Here is a 15,952-nt window from a genome sequence, read left to right on the forward strand (position 1 = left end):
TAAGCTCCCTATTTTGCAGCGTCTATTCGTTCGAATATTTTCTCAATTTTTTCCTTGAGAGCCACTGCAGTAAAAGGCTTAACAACATAACCGTTCACCCCAGCCTGAGCCGCAGAAATAATCTGGTCACGCTTAGCTTCAGCCGTTACCATGAGAACAGGAATGCTTTTCAATTTTTCATCAGCACGAACAGCACGAAGCAATTCAATCCCTGTCATTCCAGGCATATTCCAATCGGTCACAAGAAAATCAATTGTTCCAGCTTGAAGTATAGGCAATGCAGTTGTTCCGTCATCCGCTTCAACTGTATTGGTAAACCCTAAATCCCGTAATAAGTTTTTAATGATACGTCTCATTGTCGAGAAATCATCAACAATCAGGATCTTCATGTTTTTATCCAATGCAACCTCCACACCCCAAAGGTATTATTCCATAACTCATAATTAATCTCGCCAATCACTTAATCGAGCTCGCAATCGCATAGCCGCTTGACTATGAATTTGACTGACTCTAGATTCACTAACGCCTAACACAGCACCAATTTCTTTCAGGTTAAGCTCTTCATTATAATAAAGAGACAAAACCAATTTTTCTCTTTCCGGTAATTCATCAATTTCTTTCGCCAATTGATTTTGAAAACCGCCATCTTCTACTAAAGAATAAGGTGAATTTTCTACCTCAGATTCGACACTATCTAAATTATTTGTATCAGAGTCTAGCATTTCTTCATAACTAAACAACTGAGTAGACATAGATGAATGAATCATGTCGTGATATTCATCCATACTTATATTCATATGAGCCGCTATTTCCATATCGGACACTTCACGGCCCAACTTAGCTTCTAACTCTTTTATTGCATTAGCAACTGCTCGACCATTGCGACGAACCGAGCGAGGGGCCCAATCTGTTTTTCGCACCTCATCCATGATGGAGCCGCGAATACGAATACCGGCGTAAGTTTCAAAACTAGCACCCTTGGTCGACTCAAAGCGCTTATAGGCCTCAATAAGCCCCATCATGCCAGCTTGAATCAAATCATCAACATCCACACTATCGGGCAAACGCGCCAATAGATGGTAAGCAATTTTTTTTACCAAATACCCATATTGCTCAACAATCGCATCAATCGAAAGCGTTGCTTTTTTAGAGTATGTGTTATATCCATTCTTGCTTTGCATAAAATAGTCTAAGCAACCTTTACCATTTAAGTGAGTTGCGCTAACTAACTGTACTACATAGTTTCGCGCAACGCTTTCAGTAATAACAAAATTTTACTAACTACCATACTTTAGTGACCCATAAAGCTGACTGTAATGTTCTGCGGTATACACAGCCCTACTAATCAAATTATGTGCACGAGCTGGCTCTATGTCATCTGGAATTCTTTGGCCATCTGCGATATATACAACAGGTAAACCTTCTTCAATAACTACACTAATAGCTTCACCAAGTGAAGCTGATTCATCAAGCTTACTTAAAACACAACCATCTAATTGAACTTGAGAATAAACATCGACAACTGTTTTTAATACTTGCCTTTGACTTGTGCAAGGTAATACTAATAATTTTTTAAGACTTGCTCGCGCACGCTTCATCATTAGAAGCTGTCGTTCAAGATTCGAATCCCTTGGATTCATACCTGCTGTATCAACAAGCACCAAAGAATAATTAGCATATTTTGCCAAAACTTCGTTTAAGTCAGAGTATTCATTCACTACTTCAACTGGGACATTTAATATACGCCCAAAAGTCCGCAGCTGCTCATGGGCAGCAATACGGTAAGTATCAGTAGTAATTAAGACAACACCTTCAGAACCATGTTTTAAAACGTGTTGGGCGGCAATTTTACCGATCGTTGTTGTTTTACCAACGCCAGTAGGTCCCATAAACGCAATACAGCCTTTTAATTCTGAAGAACTAGAACGAACAGGAATATAGTCAGCTAAATGGGCAAGCAAACGATTCCAGTCATCTTCTCGCCCTTTTAAATCAATATCATCAATCAATCTAGACACGACAAATTCAGACAAACCTAAACCTTTTAACTTCTCCCTAGCACGTAACTCTACTGCATTTTCTTTTGCATCAGCTTTGCCGTCAGTTTGCTGACGCTGTTCTAGCATAGTTCGAACATTTTTAAGTTCAAGTTCCATCTCTCGTAGTTGCTTAGCACTTTCACTATTATGAATTGACAATGCTTCTTCGACAGCTGGATCCTCTTTATCCTTCGACAAAGGAGGCATTTCGAACTGAGTTGCAGGTTGTTTTTCTGAATATGTATTTGAAGATGAAGTATTTTGCGGGGCAGTAGTCTGTTGCTTTGCTCTTTCAATACGCTCTAAATAATCTGCACTTGGGTCTGCATATTGCTCTGAACGAGGCGCAGGCGAGCGCTTTGAAGTCATACTAGAAGGCAAAGATCCATCGTAATCTAGAGCGGCAACTATTTCTATCTCACCGGTAGGCAGACGCTGATTTGACAAAATGACCGCATCGGGGCCTACAGCATCACGAACCTTCCGTATCGCTTGCCGCATGTCAGGTGCTCGAAACCGCCTAATTTGCATGAATAACTTAATCCTTCCAGTTTATTTTTCTTACAAATCCATAGCTTACCCGAAAGATTACAATAAATATAGATACAATCCATCACGTTAATAGGTAGATATTATTGACCTATAACACCTACCACAGTAATACGTTTATGATCCGGCACTTCTTGATAAGAAAGTACTGACATATTCACCATACCATAGCGCATAAAACGCGCCAACATAGGACGTATAGGAGCAGACACAATTAATATAGGAGTGTTTCCCATTGCCTCTTGCTGCTCGGCAGACTGACGCAAAGATGACTGTAACTGCTCTGCCATTTGCGGTTCTAAAATTAATGCCTCTTCATTTTTAATCCCAGACTGCTGGCTTTGCTGAACCGTCTGCATCAGCATTTTCTCTAATTGAGGCTCTAACGTTAACACAGGAATTTCCTCAACCCCATCAGCCAAGGTTTGAATAATCAAACGTGATAATGATGTTCTCACTGCTGCAGTCAATATCATAGGATCTTGAGTCTTTGGTTGAACCCCCATAATTGATTCAGCAATCGTTCGCATATCCCTTAACGGCACTCCCTCTATCAATAGATTCTGCAGTACTTTTAACAGAACACTCAAAGGCACCGTATTTGGCACCAACTCTTCTGCCAATTTGGGATTGTACTGCTTCAGAAGACTCAACAGCTGCTGAACCTCATCATGACCAATCAATTCATAGGCATGTTTGTGCATAATCTGATTAATATGAGTCGCAACAACCGTACTCACATCGACCACTGTGTAGCCATAAGTCTGTGCCTGATCTCTTTTCTTAGGATCAATCCAAACGGCATCTAAACCAAATGATGGATCTTTACCTGCAATACCATCAATCGAACCAAATACCTGACCTGGATCGATTGCTAAATCTTTATCCGGATGAACTTCAGCTTCTGCCAAACTCACACCCATCAAGGTAACTCTGTAGGCATTCGGCATCAAATCTAAGTTATCCCGAATATGCACACTCGGCACCAAAAAACCTAAGTCTTGAGATAACTTACGACGCACACCTTTAATTCTTGCAAGCAACTCACCACCCTGAGTTTTATCAACCAAAGGTATCAAACGATAACCCACTTCCAACCCAAGCATATCAACAGGAGCCACATCATCCCAACTCAGGTCTTTCACTTCAGCTGGAACTGGATTGTCTGCTGACGTTTTACCAGCACTTTTCGGCCCTTGCTTAGGTTTCTGCTTCTTACGATACTCAAGAAAATAGGCAAGACCACCCAAACATGCAGCCAAGGACAAGAATGAAAAATGCGGCATACCTGGAACGATCCCCATAATCGTCATCACACCAGCAGCTACATACAGCGCTTTTGAGGAACCAAACATTTGGCGAACAATCTGTCCGCCCATATCACCCGTCTCGTTAACCCGAGTAACCATGATTGCAGCTGCAGTAGAAAGCATCAAAGAAGGAAGCTGAGCAACCAAGCCATCACCAATCGTCAACAATGAATAACGTTCGATAGCCTCTGTAAAAGAAAGGTCATGCTGCGCCATACCAATGGACAAACCACCAATGATATTAATACCCAGAATAAGCAGACCAGCAATAGCATCCCCTTTCACAAACTTCGAGGCACCATCCATAGAGCCATAAAACTCAGCTTCGGAAGCAATCTCAGTACGACGCTGCTTAGCCTGATCTGCGTCGATCATGCCGGCATTTAGGTCGGCGTCAATTGCCATCTGCTTACCGGGCATTGCATCCAAGGTAAAGCGCGCACTTACTTCCGAAATACGGCCAGCACCTTTGGTAACAACGGCAAAGTTAATAATCATCAGAATGGCAAAGACAACAAAACCAACAACGTAGTTACCACCAATAACCACTTCACCGAAAGCTTGAATAACCTTACCGGCCGCATCACCACCCTCATGACCATTCAATAACACCACGCGAGTTGACGCTACGTTAAGCGCCAATCGCATTAATGTAGATACTAGAAGAACAGTAGGGAACACAGCAAAATCTAAAGGCCGCATGGAATAGATAGCGACCAAAAGCACAACAATGGCTAAGGCAATATTAAAAGTAAAAAGGACATCCAATAAAAAAGCAGGAATAGGTAAAATCATCATCGCTAACAGCGACAACAACAAAATAGGAATACCTAAATTCCCACTTAAAATCCCTTGAACCTGCCCAGTAAGTCGGCCGCGGTCAAAATTCACACGACATCCTTATTGGAAGAAAAGCTATAAAACATGATTAACTACCGTCCCACTGAAATTCATCAGGCACATCTAAGTTTGGCATCGCTTCTGGGTGTGGCGCCCCCATGCGAGCATTGCGCAATTGATACACATAAGCCAACAGTTGTGCCACCACTTTAAACAAACCCTCTGGTATCTCATCACCGATCTCAGTATGGTGATATATTGCCCTTGCTAATGCGGGCGATTGTATCACAGGGATATCATAGTGATTGCCGACTTCACGAATTTTCAATGCAATAAAATCGCCACCTTTGGCGAGCATCACAGGCGCAACACCGCCAGTTTGATCGTATTTTAGAGCTACGGAAAAATGTGTTGGGTTAGTAATAATAACATCCGCATTTGGCACATCAGACATCATGCGATTCATCGCAGCTTGCCGCTGCAACTGACGAATTCGACCTCGAACTAGAGGATCACCTTCTTGCTGCTTATATTCATCCTTCACTTCTTGCTTAGTCATTTTTAACTTTTCTTTGTGTGACCATACCTGAAAAGGCACATCAATTGCCGCAATCAACGCCAAAGCAAGCGTCACAAAGACGAAAGACCAAATAACAATATCAATACCATGAGCAATAGCCAGCTCTATAGACTGGAAAGTTAATCCAAGCGTTTCAGGCAAAAAATAATTCACCACCAACACAGAAATAACACCAACCAACGTCACTTTAGCAATAGACTTTAAAAGCTCCACCAAAGACTGAACGGAAAACATTCGTTTAAGACCTGCTATTGGGCTCATTTTACTGAGCTTTGGCGTCAAAGGCTCCCAAGCGAAATTCAAACCACCGAGAGCAATACTACCGATAATGCCAGCAGCGGCCAAAACAGACATCAACAAGACCATAGAATCCATCATAGCAACGACGGACTCATAGAGATGAAAAACCATGCGATTTAAATCAAATACATCCGATCTATCAACAAGAAAGTTAAAGTCAAATAAAACGGCTAAGTCACGCACAAGTAAAGTGCCTGTCCCGTATATAGTTGCAGCAGCAACAATCAACAAAAGAGCAGAACTTAGATCTTTAGAACGGGGGAGATTACCTTTATTCCGAGCATCCTGAAGCTTCTTACTACTGGCACTTTCCGTCTTTTCGCTACCGTCTTCATTCTCAGCCATTTAAACGAATCCCCCATGTTGTCTGCATCCAGTCAATCATCTCTCCGAAAAACAACAAGTAGATATTCAAGAAGTCATCTAACATAATCCAGAAAAAGAACAAAGAAAATAACATTATGATTGGGAACCCTAACGCAAAAACATTCAATTGCGGAGATGCTTTGGCCACGACACCGAAAGACAAGTTAATCACCAATACAGCAACAGCCAAAGGCATTACAATCAGTAGTGCCTTTTCAAACATCCAACCACCAAGTAATACTAGCTGCCAATAACGCTGACTATCAAATCCTCCCCCAATTGGCCAATAGGTAAAACTTTCAACTAGGTACTCTATCATCACCAAGTGGCCATTCGTTCCCAAAAAAGCCAGCGACACCATGGATAAATAATACTGACCAAGCGTCGCAACAGAAATACCATTGGCAGGGTCATTAGACATCGCAAAACCCAAGCCAGCCTTCATCGCGGCCAACTGCCCCGCAAGTGAAAACAACTGAAACAAGATAGTAACCACAAAACCAAGCACAAAACCAATGACCAATTGCTCAGCAATCAACACAATGTAAGCTGGAGAGATAGGATCATAATTTGGCACATCAATTACAGGAGTAACAATGACGGCAACAAGAAAGGAAAAAGCAATACGTACTCGAGGACTAACTAAGCGACTACCAAATAAAGGCAGTGCCATAAAAAAAGCCCCAATCCGAAAAAAAGGCAAAAGAAAACTAATCGTCAAGCCCAGCAGCTGATCAGGATGAAGCTCTAACATCAGCCTATTATCATAGGAATATTAATGAACAAATTGGTCGTGAAATCCGTCAACTTCATCAATATCCACGGCCCCAATTGCATAATGACTAAAATTGTTACGATCAATCTAGGCAAAAAAGACAAAGTTTGCTCGTTTATCTGTGTTGCAGCCTGAAACACACTCACAATAAGCCCCACAATCAGGCTGGGTACCATCACCACCCCAACAATCAAAACAATGAGATAAAAACCTTGTCCGTATAAATCTAACACTACTTGAGGATTCATAGTTAAATCCCGAAACTCGCAGCCAACGTACCCATAATCATAGACCAACCATCAACCATAACAAAAAGCATGATTTTAAAAGGTAGCGAGATAATAACTGGCGACAACATCATCATACCCATTGCCATTAAAACACTGGCCACCACCATGTCGACGATCAGAAACGGAATAAAAATCATAAAACCAATTTGAAAAGCTGTTTTAAGCTCGCTTGTCACAAAAGCAGGCATCAGGATAGTAAACGGCAAAGTATCCATTGACTGAATAGTCCCCTCCCTACCTGCTAACTTAACAAAAAGAGCAATATCATCTTCTCGGGTTTGAGCCAACATAAAGTCCCGTATAGGCACAGAGGCCGCTTCAACAGCCTGCACAGATGTCATTTCTTCTTTTAAGTATGGCTGCAATGCAACCTCATTCACTCTATCTAACGTTGGCGTCATGATGAATAAGGTTAAAAACAAAGCCATACCAATCATAATTTGATTAGACGGTGTTTGTTGCAAACCAATGGCCTGACGCAAAATAGACAACACTATAATAATTCGAGTAAAAGCCGTCATCATCATTAAGGCCGCAGGCAGAAGTGTCAAAGCCGTCATGATAAATAGGATTTGTAACGAAACACTGTAGTCTTGACTACCATCGGCATTTGTTACAACTTTTACTGCAGGTAATCCGACCTCAGCCCACGACAAAGTGGGTAACAATAACAACAGAATCAGGCCAAAACGAATCATTGGGCACCCTCATTGTTGTTCTTATTGTCATTAGAGCTTTCTCTATCCACTTCGTCCATCATAGAAGCAAACGATTTCCCCTTTGACGGAAAGCTTCTCAAATGACTAATAGAATGAGCAGTCACACCAATTAATAGGCGCTCCCCTTCAACCTCAACAAGCATCAATTTTTCTTTTGTGCCTAAAGATTGGACATTTACAATCTTAATATCCGACTGACCCAGTTTCATTTGAGCAAACTGAAAGCGTTTCATTAACCAAAGGCAAGCAGGTATAAAAGCAATAACGAAAATTAACGAAACCACCACTTTCCAAATAGAGGAAGTAACAGAAACATCTTGCACACCAGCGGCCTGCAAATAAGGAACGGCCATACAAAGCATGGCCATAAAGACATAACGATTAAAAGAAAAATTCAATGGGCACTACTTCAGTCGTCTAATACGCTCACTAGGACTTACAACATCCGTTAAACGAATACCGTACTTATCATTCACTACAACCACTTCACCATGCGCAATCAATGTGCCGTTTACAAGCACATCAAGAGGCTCGCCAGCGAAACGATCAAGCTCAACAACAGACCCTTGTGTTAACTGCATTAGGTTTCGGATTGCTATCTCGGTATTCCCTAACTCCATAGAAAGAACAACCGGGATATCCATGATTAAATCGAGATCAGAACCGACACCACCGCTAGGCACAGAAGGATTAGTCAGGTTCTCTAACTTAACAGGCTCAACTTTCTGCTCAGACATTGCAGCAGCCCATTCATCTTCTATTTCTTCGTCGCCATCTGTTTCACCCGCTTCAGACATTGCTGCAGCCCATTCATCGGCCAAATCTTCGTCCATGCCTGCTGCGTCTGGATTTTGTTCTTCTGCCATGTTACTTAGTCACCTTCGCCTTAAAACTTTCTTCCATTTGTACTGAATAGCGCTCGTCACTGACGCCCAATTTACCTTTAAACGTTGGTATGCCATTCGCTCGAACCGTGACAAACTCCGGCATCTCTATCGGTATAATATCACCCGCTTTGAACTTTAATACCTCGCCCAAAGAAATTTTTCTATTCGCCACATTCACCGACAAATTCACACTAATGTCTTTGACATCTTGTTCTAATGACTTACCCCAGCGATCATCTTTTTCATCAACATCACTTTGAACCCCCGCATCAAGTAGCTCGCGAACAGGCTCAATCATAGAGTAAGGTAAAGTAATATGCAGCTCACCGCCACCACCGTCCAATTCAATATGAAAAGTAGAAACGACGACAACCTCACTTGGACTAACAATATTAGCCATTGCAGGGTTTACTTCTGAACTAATATATTCCAATTCTAACTTTAATACAGGCGCCCAAGCTTCCGTTAAATCTTTAAAAACTTGCTCAAGCATCAACTGTACAATACGAATTTCAGTTGGCGTAAATTCACGACCTTCGATTTTCGCATGACGCCCGTCACCACCAAAGAAGTTGTCTACTAACTTAAAAACCAATTTAGCATCAAGAATAAAAAGTGCGGTACTTCTTAATGGCCTGAATTTCACCAAGTTCAAACTAGTGGGTACATAAAGCGTATGGACATATTCACCAAACTTCATCACCTGTAGACCACCAGATGACACATCTGCGGTACGACGAAGCATATTAAACAAACTGATACGCGTATAACGAGCAAAACGTTCGTTTATCATTTCCAAGGTGGGCATACGCCCACGCACAATACGTTCTTGGCTGGTAATGTCATAAGATGCCACACCATTGGCATCTCGATTGTCTTCATCCGCGGGCTTTTCATCGGCACCATGTAAAAGCGCATCGATTTCATCCTGCGATAACAGATCTTGAGCTGACATAATTTATTGCATCACAAAGTTAGTAAATAACACGGCATCAATTCCCCCTTGACCAGTTTCCTGCTCAAGAATGCCATTGATTGCATCAAGAGACGCCTGCTTCAAAGCCGCTTTCCCGTCCGCGGATTGCAATTCTGCAAATGATTGGCTAGAAAAAAGCAAAACTAGACTGTTACGTATAAGCGGCATATGAAGCGTCACAGCATCTATTTGAGCTGTATTTTTTGACTTAACAGACATATTTAACTGTACGTAACGCTGACGACCATCAACCATAAAATCGATAATAAACGCAGGATCTAAGGCTAAATACGTGGAGGGCTCATTAGCTAGCGCCGCTTCTGCGGACTCTGCTGAATCACCAGCATCATCAGACCCACTAAAAAATAGGAAGTAAGCCGCGGCACCGCCGCCAACCAAAACCAAGACAAGAAGAACAATGATAATAAGCTTTTTCTTACCACCAGATTTTCCCTCTTCTGCACCGATATCCAAACCGTCTTCTTCAGCCATATTCACAAACCTTAGGTGTATCAAATTCTTTATACAGAGCGATAATAACGCTCTTATGCATTAACAAGCTTCTATTCTACAAAGAATCAAACATAGCACCATCAATTTCTCAAAAGTTTAAGCATAGTAATCAACACCAGATGCTGAAACATACGATAAATTACTCTGGATCGGCTCTTCATCAATATCATCATTACCAGCAATACCTCCTTGAGACGAGCCCCCATTACGATTATTAGCTCTATCCTGTGCGCCTGAAGTGTCTTGTTGCGAGACATCAACATCAGCTCGACTTAAATCCATTCCTTGCTGAGCAAGCATTTCCCTCAGACGCCCCATTTGTCCTTCCAGTAAGTCTCTCGCTTGTGGCGTCGCAGCAACAAAACTTATTTGTGTATTAGAATCACTGTCGACCGAGACTTTAACCGTTAAACTACCTAATTCAGGTGGGTCTAAGCGAATATGCGCCGTATGACCACCATCACGGGCAATCCAAGCAACCTTCTGAGTCATCTCATTGGCCCACCCTGGATGACCAGGCGGCAAACTCATTGCCAAGTTATTGGCTTGAGGATTAGACATTGAAGCATTAAGAGCCGCAGCGGCAGCAGGGCGATTAACGTTATTATGCAATGAACTGTTTAAACCACCAGATGAACTATCATCACCTAGAGCCCCATCAATTTGCGCCGTCATTCGGCTAAGCATGGCTTCATGTTCTTTTTTACGCAACTCAATCGGCTCATTAATTAAGATACCATCTTCACTCAAAAGAGATTCTGCGGAATCTAAATCCACATCGCCTGATAATGAAGTTTCACCACTTGCCAGCAAAGCAGACGGCAATGCTTCGGAACGCCCTTGCTTATCAAGGGTAGCAGCGATCACACCAGCAGCAACCGTCGTTTTTGCTGCATCAAGTGCAACATTGCCTCCTGGTTCAGCTGTCGCCCCCTTCATTCCTGCCCCCCCCATCTGAGACAAGACCCAAGACAGCTCACTTTCTTCTCCATCAGCTATTTCATCAGTAAAAGGATCAATACTATCCGCTGAAGCCTTGTCAGATAACGCAACTAAAGTCGATGGTGTAGTATTTTCAACAATATCACTAGAGCCACTACGCTTGATAGAACTCAAACCAACCACACCACCTTCAACTGTAGCGTCCCCAGAAACAGTAGCGCCACCGGAAAGCGCAGCACCTTCGGAAAGTATAACGCCCGAAAGAGCCTCTGCACTCTCTTCACCTGCAGGTACATCAACAGCACCAGAGCCTTTCGCCAAAGTATTGTGTGATGAAACAGGAATATTTACAGCATCTCGGGGGAAAGCTATCTCTTGGGAATCAGTCGAATTAAGCTGATTTGAAGGCTCGACAGATGATCCATCTAATTCTGCTGATAGAGCAATTGAAGAAGCCTTACCTTCACCATCAGACGCATCAACAGCAACAGATGAGTCTTCAACAGGTAAGCCTTCGCCTTCTTGCTGCAAAGCGTTGCCGCTATCGCTCACTGCCGTATTACTTTTTTCAGTAGTTAAGCTACTGTCGGCAGACTCTAATTTCGATACTGAGCCTTTCTCTTTAGCACTAACAGAAGTGCTGCTTTTATCTGCCACCTTGTTGCTTGTAGTTGAGGGAGATGCAGCAGAGGAAGTCGACGAAGTCTCAGCATTTGATGCTTTTTTAGAGCTGACTGCTTCTCTTGCTTTATTAAAATCACTCGCAAAATCAGCGCCATTACTAGAGGGAGACTTAGTAAAAACAGGTTTTTTAGGTGGAACACCTGAAGGTAAAGACAATATTGAATTTGAATCTGTGCGCATAATTTCCTCCAACGATAAAGAAAACCATGCAATAGAGAGGCCAACACCACTAACTAACTATCCAAGCCTACTTGCCATCGATAATGAGCCGTCACCGCGCTTCCACCTTTGGAAAACTCTAGCTTTGAACACAGCTGATCCAATAACGCCAAACCTCGGTTGTAAAGCAACTCAGTATTGGATATATCGTAATTAACATCCTGAAAATCAAAGCCAGAACCACTATCCTCGACATATAAAATAAGCGCCCTACTATTTCCATCAGATGTCACTTTAATGGAAATTTTGACATAACCCTCTTTCAAATTAGCAAGATTACGTTCACGTTCCTCATAATAACGAGAGAAACCATCACTAGAACTTTTTTTATCTGAGCTTAGGTTCAAAACACCATGCTCAAGTGCATTAGAATATAATTCAGAAAGAATCATGAATATCTGACTAGAAAAACGACTCAACCCTGGAACGGTAGTCAATATCTGTAAAACATAGGGCAAAGGATCAGTGTTACGAAGTGAGTCGGCGTTTAAGACATACTCAAAAGAAAAGTCCGCAGGCGCCTCATCATGACCTCTTGATACTCTGTATTCTGATGAATCGATGCCTATATTGGTATCCAAACAAACACTAAGACAAGAAATATCGTCATGCGGGTTTTCCAGAACTCCTTCTCTTTCTAACTGCTGAACAAGCCAGCTAACAGCCTTATCAGCATCAACCTCGCCTTGATAAAGAGGCTTTAAAACCGAATGACAAAACATCTGACCAGATAAATCCTGTGCTTCATAAACACCGTCCGAAAAAGCCATCAACCGATCACCAGAGGCAAAAGACATAGGATCAATTTGGCATTCAAACGCATCAGGAGACAGAACCCCTAAAGGTAAATTCTTAGAAGGGAATCGTATTGGTTTGTCGGTATTTTGAGGGAAAAACAATAAATCAGGAAGCCCACCATTCCAGACCTCAATGCTTTTATTATTTACTTTAATATCAATAAACGCAGCACTGCAAAACATATTAGACGGTAAGATACTTTTTAGACGCGCGTTTATCTCAGGGATAATTTGACGCATCAAAAAGCCTTTTTTCGTCCAGTCAAAAAAGATATCAGCAAGAGGTAACGCACCAATGGCGGCAGAAAGTCCATGTCCAGTAAAGTCTCCCAACAGTATATGCATACCACCGTTCGGCTTATAAGCAGCCAAAATGACATCACCATTAAAGGTGTGCGTGCCATAATGAATTGTCGAAAGAGCAGAGTCCTTCAGACAGTTAGAGTTGGTTATATTTTCATAAACCACTTTCGCGACTTCTTGCTCATTAAGCAGTTTTTCATTATACAAACTCATTGCATCACGTTGCTCTTCAAGCGTTTTTTGCATCACTAACAGTCTGACTATGGCATTTAATTTCGCAGTAATAAGAGCGGGACTGTAAGGCTTTGAAATGAAATCAATACCACCAATACGCAAGCAATTTGATAAAGCAATCGGATCAGTCACACCAGAAAGGAAAATAATAGGAACAAACACATCCCCTGCTATGCGCTGGATTTCAAGCGCCGCCTCCCAACCATCTTTACGGGGCATCTTGATGTCTAAACACACTAGCTGAATAGTATGAGGATCAAACTTATCAACTGCATCTTGACCATCAACAGCTGAAATTACATTGTGACCAAATTGACTGAGAATCGCTTTTAACAAAATACGATCGGAAGGATTATCATCTGCAATCAATATGGTTAAGACTTGTTCCATATAACACTACTCAGTAATATCAAAAAGTCGATGGAAATTAGCTATTTTAAGGATATCAATAATGGCACTGTTAACATGAACCAAATGAATCTCTGCTTTTTCTGTGCCTGCGTGATCTCTAAGTAGCAACAACATCCCAAGGGCAGAACTATCAAGATAAGTAGCATCGGTGAGATTCACTTCATACTTTTTAACGTTCTCACCACTAGAAAACGCGTCTTTAAACGCTTTATGACAGCTGTAATCAAAACGTCCTTTTACGAGAATAGTTAGACATTTTGTTTTTTTATCGAAAAAGCTTTCAACCACAGCCTACTCCTAGAGTATGAGTGGAAAGCTTTTAAAACTCGTCCAACTCATCGTTAGATTCTTTTATAAATACATCGCCCCTGTCGTCATCTAAAATGTTAGGTGCCGTTTTAGATATCAAGCCATGAATACGCTCAAGCATCTCATTGATTGACTCTCTTGCCCTATCCAAACGAGCAACACCAACACTACGATCAGACTCAAGCAATGAAAGCGTAGAGGCCGCCATGGACTTCATGCCTTCAATCTGCTCTTGAACTTTACTGATATCATGCTCTATATCTACAGCAAAGCGATGACGAACTTTTTCACTTTCCCCTTCTGATGCCGCAAGGCTCGCTAACACCCCAGCCCTTACTTCGTTTAGGCAACGATCAACATCACCCAACAAAAACACATCTGAAGATAAATCCTTCTCGACTAGAGCCAAGCGCTGTAACACCAATTCATAACCCAATATTAATGAATCCCTAACCTGCTCAGAGAGCAAAGCCATGTCATTTAATTCAACATTAAATACTTCAAACGGGGCTTCATTTACAACAACAATATCATTTGCCGATTGCTCATTGTGATCCGTTTTTTCGTCAATTAGGGATGCTATTTGTTGTAGTTTCGTAATCTTTTCAAGCGAATGTGTTTGCATAGAGGACGCACTCAGCGCATCAAAAATCATCACAACCTTTCTACGCATAGATTCTAATGACTTAGCAAAGCCTGCGTAAGGTGAATCCTGTCTTGACAAACGAATTGGAGCATTCCAAACATCTTGCTCAATTAACTTCAAACTGTGATGCAAAATATTAAACTCTGCCATCTCTGCTTTCGTTTGAATTGAAATAATACATTGAAGGCTATCAACATCCTCCTCCACTTCGGAGGCAAAGTGGTGAACACTTAACCAGTGAACGCCATCTGATAAATCCAATTTTAAATCTTGATCTGAAAACAAAATAGAATCAGCAATGCGCTCACCAATAGGGTCATCCAAGCCTGAATCAATGCCAAATAAAGACTCAAATAATGAGGTATTCCTGAACCATAGTCGTTCAGCCCCTGCACTTAACCATGCAATATCACCTTGGCGATTTGTTACAAAGAAAGGCTCAGCCACTTGAGCAAGCGCTTTTTCAACCAAATCAAGATTCTCACTTTGCTGGTCCAGATCAAAATCTCGGGACGCCAACTCATTATCGACTAAGTGACTCAAGTCGGTGAACTCATCTATGATATTTCGAGACTGAATCGCAGAAGCATGACCATGCTTACGATGATCAAGAACAGAGTGCAAACTTGAAAAACCAGAACGCAGCTGACGACTAAACCTAACCGCTAGAATAACTAGAATCGCGGACAACATTAAAAAGATAAAGACTGGCACCCAAATCAACCTTTCAACGAAAAGTTGGCGCTCATAATCCAAACCAACTCTTATCTGCAAAAGCTCGTCATCTAACGCTTCTAAATGCTCAAAAGTTAAGTAAATGGCGCTGCGCTCTTCATCCGTTAGGGGCACTGAGTCCAATTCTTTTAATGACAAAGAATCTAACAAAGCCAATGAATCAGAAATATCTACATCAGATGTCAATTCAAACTCAGTAAGATGACTACTGATCAAGCGATACTCATCCACCAACATCCGATGAAAATAGCTAGCAGACGGCTCATCAACATTATTGTCAGAGCTGAAAATCACCCGATCACCAACCAACAGCCACTGCAACCAATGCTCTTCTGCACTGTGTACCAAACCAATAAGCCCACTAAGCTTTTCTTGGTGAGCGTTTTGTTTTTCCAAATTAGTGCTCATCAACATATACATGCCAACAAAAGCCAGCAGCAATACAAACAGCAATGCAACAACGCCTTTTTGTAAGCTATTGATCAGCTCTTTTCTTGGAGCCCCAAACGGTGAATGTGGTGTATTCAT

At 41.8% G+C, this 15,952-nt stretch carries 16 protein-coding genes; all 16 read right to left on the bottom strand.

Going from position 1 to position 15,952, the window contains the following annotated elements:
- Positions 1–8: 8 nt before the first annotated feature.
- Positions 9–389, bottom strand: a complete 381-nt coding sequence (locus KDW99_RS15545) for a chemotaxis response regulator CheY (protein ID WP_013795356.1) — start codon at positions 387–389, stop codon at positions 9–11.
- Between the two features lie 54 nt (positions 390–443).
- Positions 444–1,181 carry an RNA polymerase sigma factor FliA gene (locus KDW99_RS15550; protein ID WP_255826003.1) on the bottom strand — a complete coding sequence of 246 codons (738 nt, stop codon included), beginning with the start codon at positions 1,179–1,181 and terminating at the stop codon, positions 444–446.
- 96 nt (positions 1,182–1,277) lie between these two features.
- A complete protein-coding gene (gene flhF / locus KDW99_RS15555; protein WP_255826005.1) occupies positions 1,278–2,570 on the bottom strand; it encodes a flagellar biosynthesis protein FlhF in 1,293 nt (430 codons plus the stop codon).
- Between the two features lie 101 nt (positions 2,571–2,671).
- Entirely contained in the window at positions 2,672–4,789 is a 2,118-nt protein-coding gene (gene flhA, locus KDW99_RS15560; protein ID WP_304941364.1) for a flagellar biosynthesis protein FlhA, read from the bottom strand.
- 37 nt (positions 4,790–4,826) lie between these two features.
- The gene (flhB, locus tag KDW99_RS15565) at positions 4,827–5,963 is read right to left on the bottom strand and encodes a flagellar biosynthesis protein FlhB (RefSeq protein ID WP_255826006.1); all 1,137 of its coding nucleotides are present in this window, start codon (positions 5,961–5,963) and stop codon (positions 4,827–4,829) included.
- Entirely contained in the window at positions 5,956–6,738 is a 783-nt protein-coding gene (gene fliR, locus KDW99_RS15570; RefSeq protein ID WP_255826008.1) for a flagellar biosynthetic protein FliR, read from the bottom strand. The genes flhB and fliR overlap by 8 nt, the downstream gene beginning before the upstream one ends.
- Complete coding sequence (fliQ, locus tag KDW99_RS15575) at positions 6,738–7,007, bottom strand: flagellar biosynthesis protein FliQ (RefSeq protein WP_255826010.1); 270 nt, start codon at positions 7,005–7,007, stop codon at positions 6,738–6,740. Before fliQ ends, fliR begins: the two co-directional genes overlap by 1 nt.
- Before the next feature lie 2 nt (positions 7,008–7,009).
- Positions 7,010–7,747, bottom strand: coding sequence for a flagellar type III secretion system pore protein FliP (gene fliP, locus KDW99_RS15580; protein WP_255826012.1), 738 nt, complete (start codon positions 7,745–7,747; stop codon positions 7,010–7,012).
- Positions 7,744–8,166: a flagellar biosynthetic protein FliO gene (gene fliO, locus KDW99_RS15585; protein ID WP_255826014.1), complete on the bottom strand. Its 423-nt coding sequence runs from the start codon at positions 8,164–8,166 to the stop codon at positions 7,744–7,746. The genes fliP and fliO overlap by 4 nt, the downstream gene beginning before the upstream one ends.
- Before the next feature lie 6 nt (positions 8,167–8,172).
- The gene (fliN, locus tag KDW99_RS15590; RefSeq protein WP_255826016.1) at positions 8,173–8,634 is read right to left on the bottom strand and encodes a flagellar motor switch protein FliN; all 462 of its coding nucleotides are present in this window, start codon (positions 8,632–8,634) and stop codon (positions 8,173–8,175) included.
- A gap of 1 nt (position 8,635) precedes the next feature.
- Positions 8,636–9,610 carry a flagellar motor switch protein FliM gene (fliM, locus tag KDW99_RS15595; RefSeq protein ID WP_255826018.1) on the bottom strand — a complete coding sequence of 325 codons (975 nt, stop codon included), beginning with the start codon at positions 9,608–9,610 and terminating at the stop codon, positions 8,636–8,638.
- Positions 9,611–9,613: 3 nt separating this feature from the next.
- Complete coding sequence (locus KDW99_RS15600; RefSeq protein WP_255826020.1) at positions 9,614–10,123, bottom strand: flagellar basal body-associated FliL family protein; 510 nt, start codon at positions 10,121–10,123, stop codon at positions 9,614–9,616.
- A gap of 117 nt (positions 10,124–10,240) precedes the next feature.
- Positions 10,241–11,950, bottom strand: a complete 1,710-nt coding sequence (locus KDW99_RS15605) for a flagellar hook-length control protein FliK (protein ID WP_255826022.1) — start codon at positions 11,948–11,950, stop codon at positions 10,241–10,243.
- Positions 11,951–12,003: 53 nt separating this feature from the next.
- Entirely contained in the window at positions 12,004–13,713 is a 1,710-nt protein-coding gene (locus KDW99_RS15610) for a fused response regulator/phosphatase (protein ID WP_255826023.1), read from the bottom strand.
- 6 nt (positions 13,714–13,719) lie between these two features.
- Positions 13,720–14,022 (bottom strand): STAS domain-containing protein, encoded by a 303-nt coding sequence (locus KDW99_RS15615; RefSeq protein WP_255826024.1) that lies wholly within the window; start codon positions 14,020–14,022, stop codon positions 13,720–13,722.
- Between the two features lie 31 nt (positions 14,023–14,053).
- Positions 14,054–15,952 carry a hypothetical protein gene (locus tag KDW99_RS15620; protein ID WP_255826025.1) on the bottom strand — a complete coding sequence of 633 codons (1,899 nt, stop codon included), beginning with the start codon at positions 15,950–15,952 and terminating at the stop codon, positions 14,054–14,056.

Origin of the sequence: Marinomonas rhizomae (genome assembly GCF_024397855.1) — a bacterium.
Taxonomy (GTDB): Bacteria; Pseudomonadota; Gammaproteobacteria; order Pseudomonadales; family Marinomonadaceae; genus Marinomonas; species Marinomonas rhizomae_A.

Bases quoted from the DNA above. Each gene is read 5' to 3' on its own strand.
- KDW99_RS15545 (WP_013795356.1), bottom strand. From the start codon at position 389: ATGAAGATCCTGATTGTTGATGATTTCTCGACAATGAGACGTATCATT.
- fliN (WP_255826016.1), bottom strand. From the start codon at position 8,634: ATGGCAGAAGAACAAAATCCAGACGCAGCAGGCATGGACGAAGATTTG.
- fliP (WP_255826012.1), bottom strand. From the start codon at position 7,747: ATGATTCGTTTTGGCCTGATTCTGTTGTTATTGTTACCCACTTTGTCG.
- flhB (WP_255826006.1), bottom strand. From the start codon at position 5,963: ATGGCTGAGAATGAAGACGGTAGCGAAAAGACGGAAAGTGCCAGTAGT.
- fliM (WP_255826018.1), bottom strand. From the start codon at position 9,610: ATGTCAGCTCAAGATCTGTTATCGCAGGATGAAATCGATGCGCTTTTA.
- KDW99_RS15600 (WP_255826020.1), bottom strand. From the start codon at position 10,123: ATGGCTGAAGAAGACGGTTTGGATATCGGTGCAGAAGAGGGAAAATCT.
- fliQ (WP_255826010.1), bottom strand. From the start codon at position 7,007: ATGAATCCTCAAGTAGTGTTAGATTTATACGGACAAGGTTTTTATCTC.
- fliR (WP_255826008.1), bottom strand. From the start codon at position 6,738: ATGTTAGAGCTTCATCCTGATCAGCTGCTGGGCTTGACGATTAGTTTT.
- KDW99_RS15605 (WP_255826022.1), bottom strand. From the start codon at position 11,950: ATGCGCACAGATTCAAATTCAATATTGTCTTTACCTTCAGGTGTTCCA.
- flhF (WP_255826005.1), bottom strand. From the start codon at position 2,570: ATGCAAATTAGGCGGTTTCGAGCACCTGACATGCGGCAAGCGATACGG.
- KDW99_RS15610 (WP_255826023.1), bottom strand. From the start codon at position 13,713: ATGGAACAAGTCTTAACCATATTGATTGCAGATGATAATCCTTCCGAT.
- KDW99_RS15620 (WP_255826025.1), bottom strand. From the start codon at position 15,952: ATGAATACACCACATTCACCGTTTGGGGCTCCAAGAAAAGAGCTGATC.
- KDW99_RS15550 (WP_255826003.1), bottom strand. From the start codon at position 1,181: ATGCAAAGCAAGAATGGATATAACACATACTCTAAAAAAGCAACGCTT.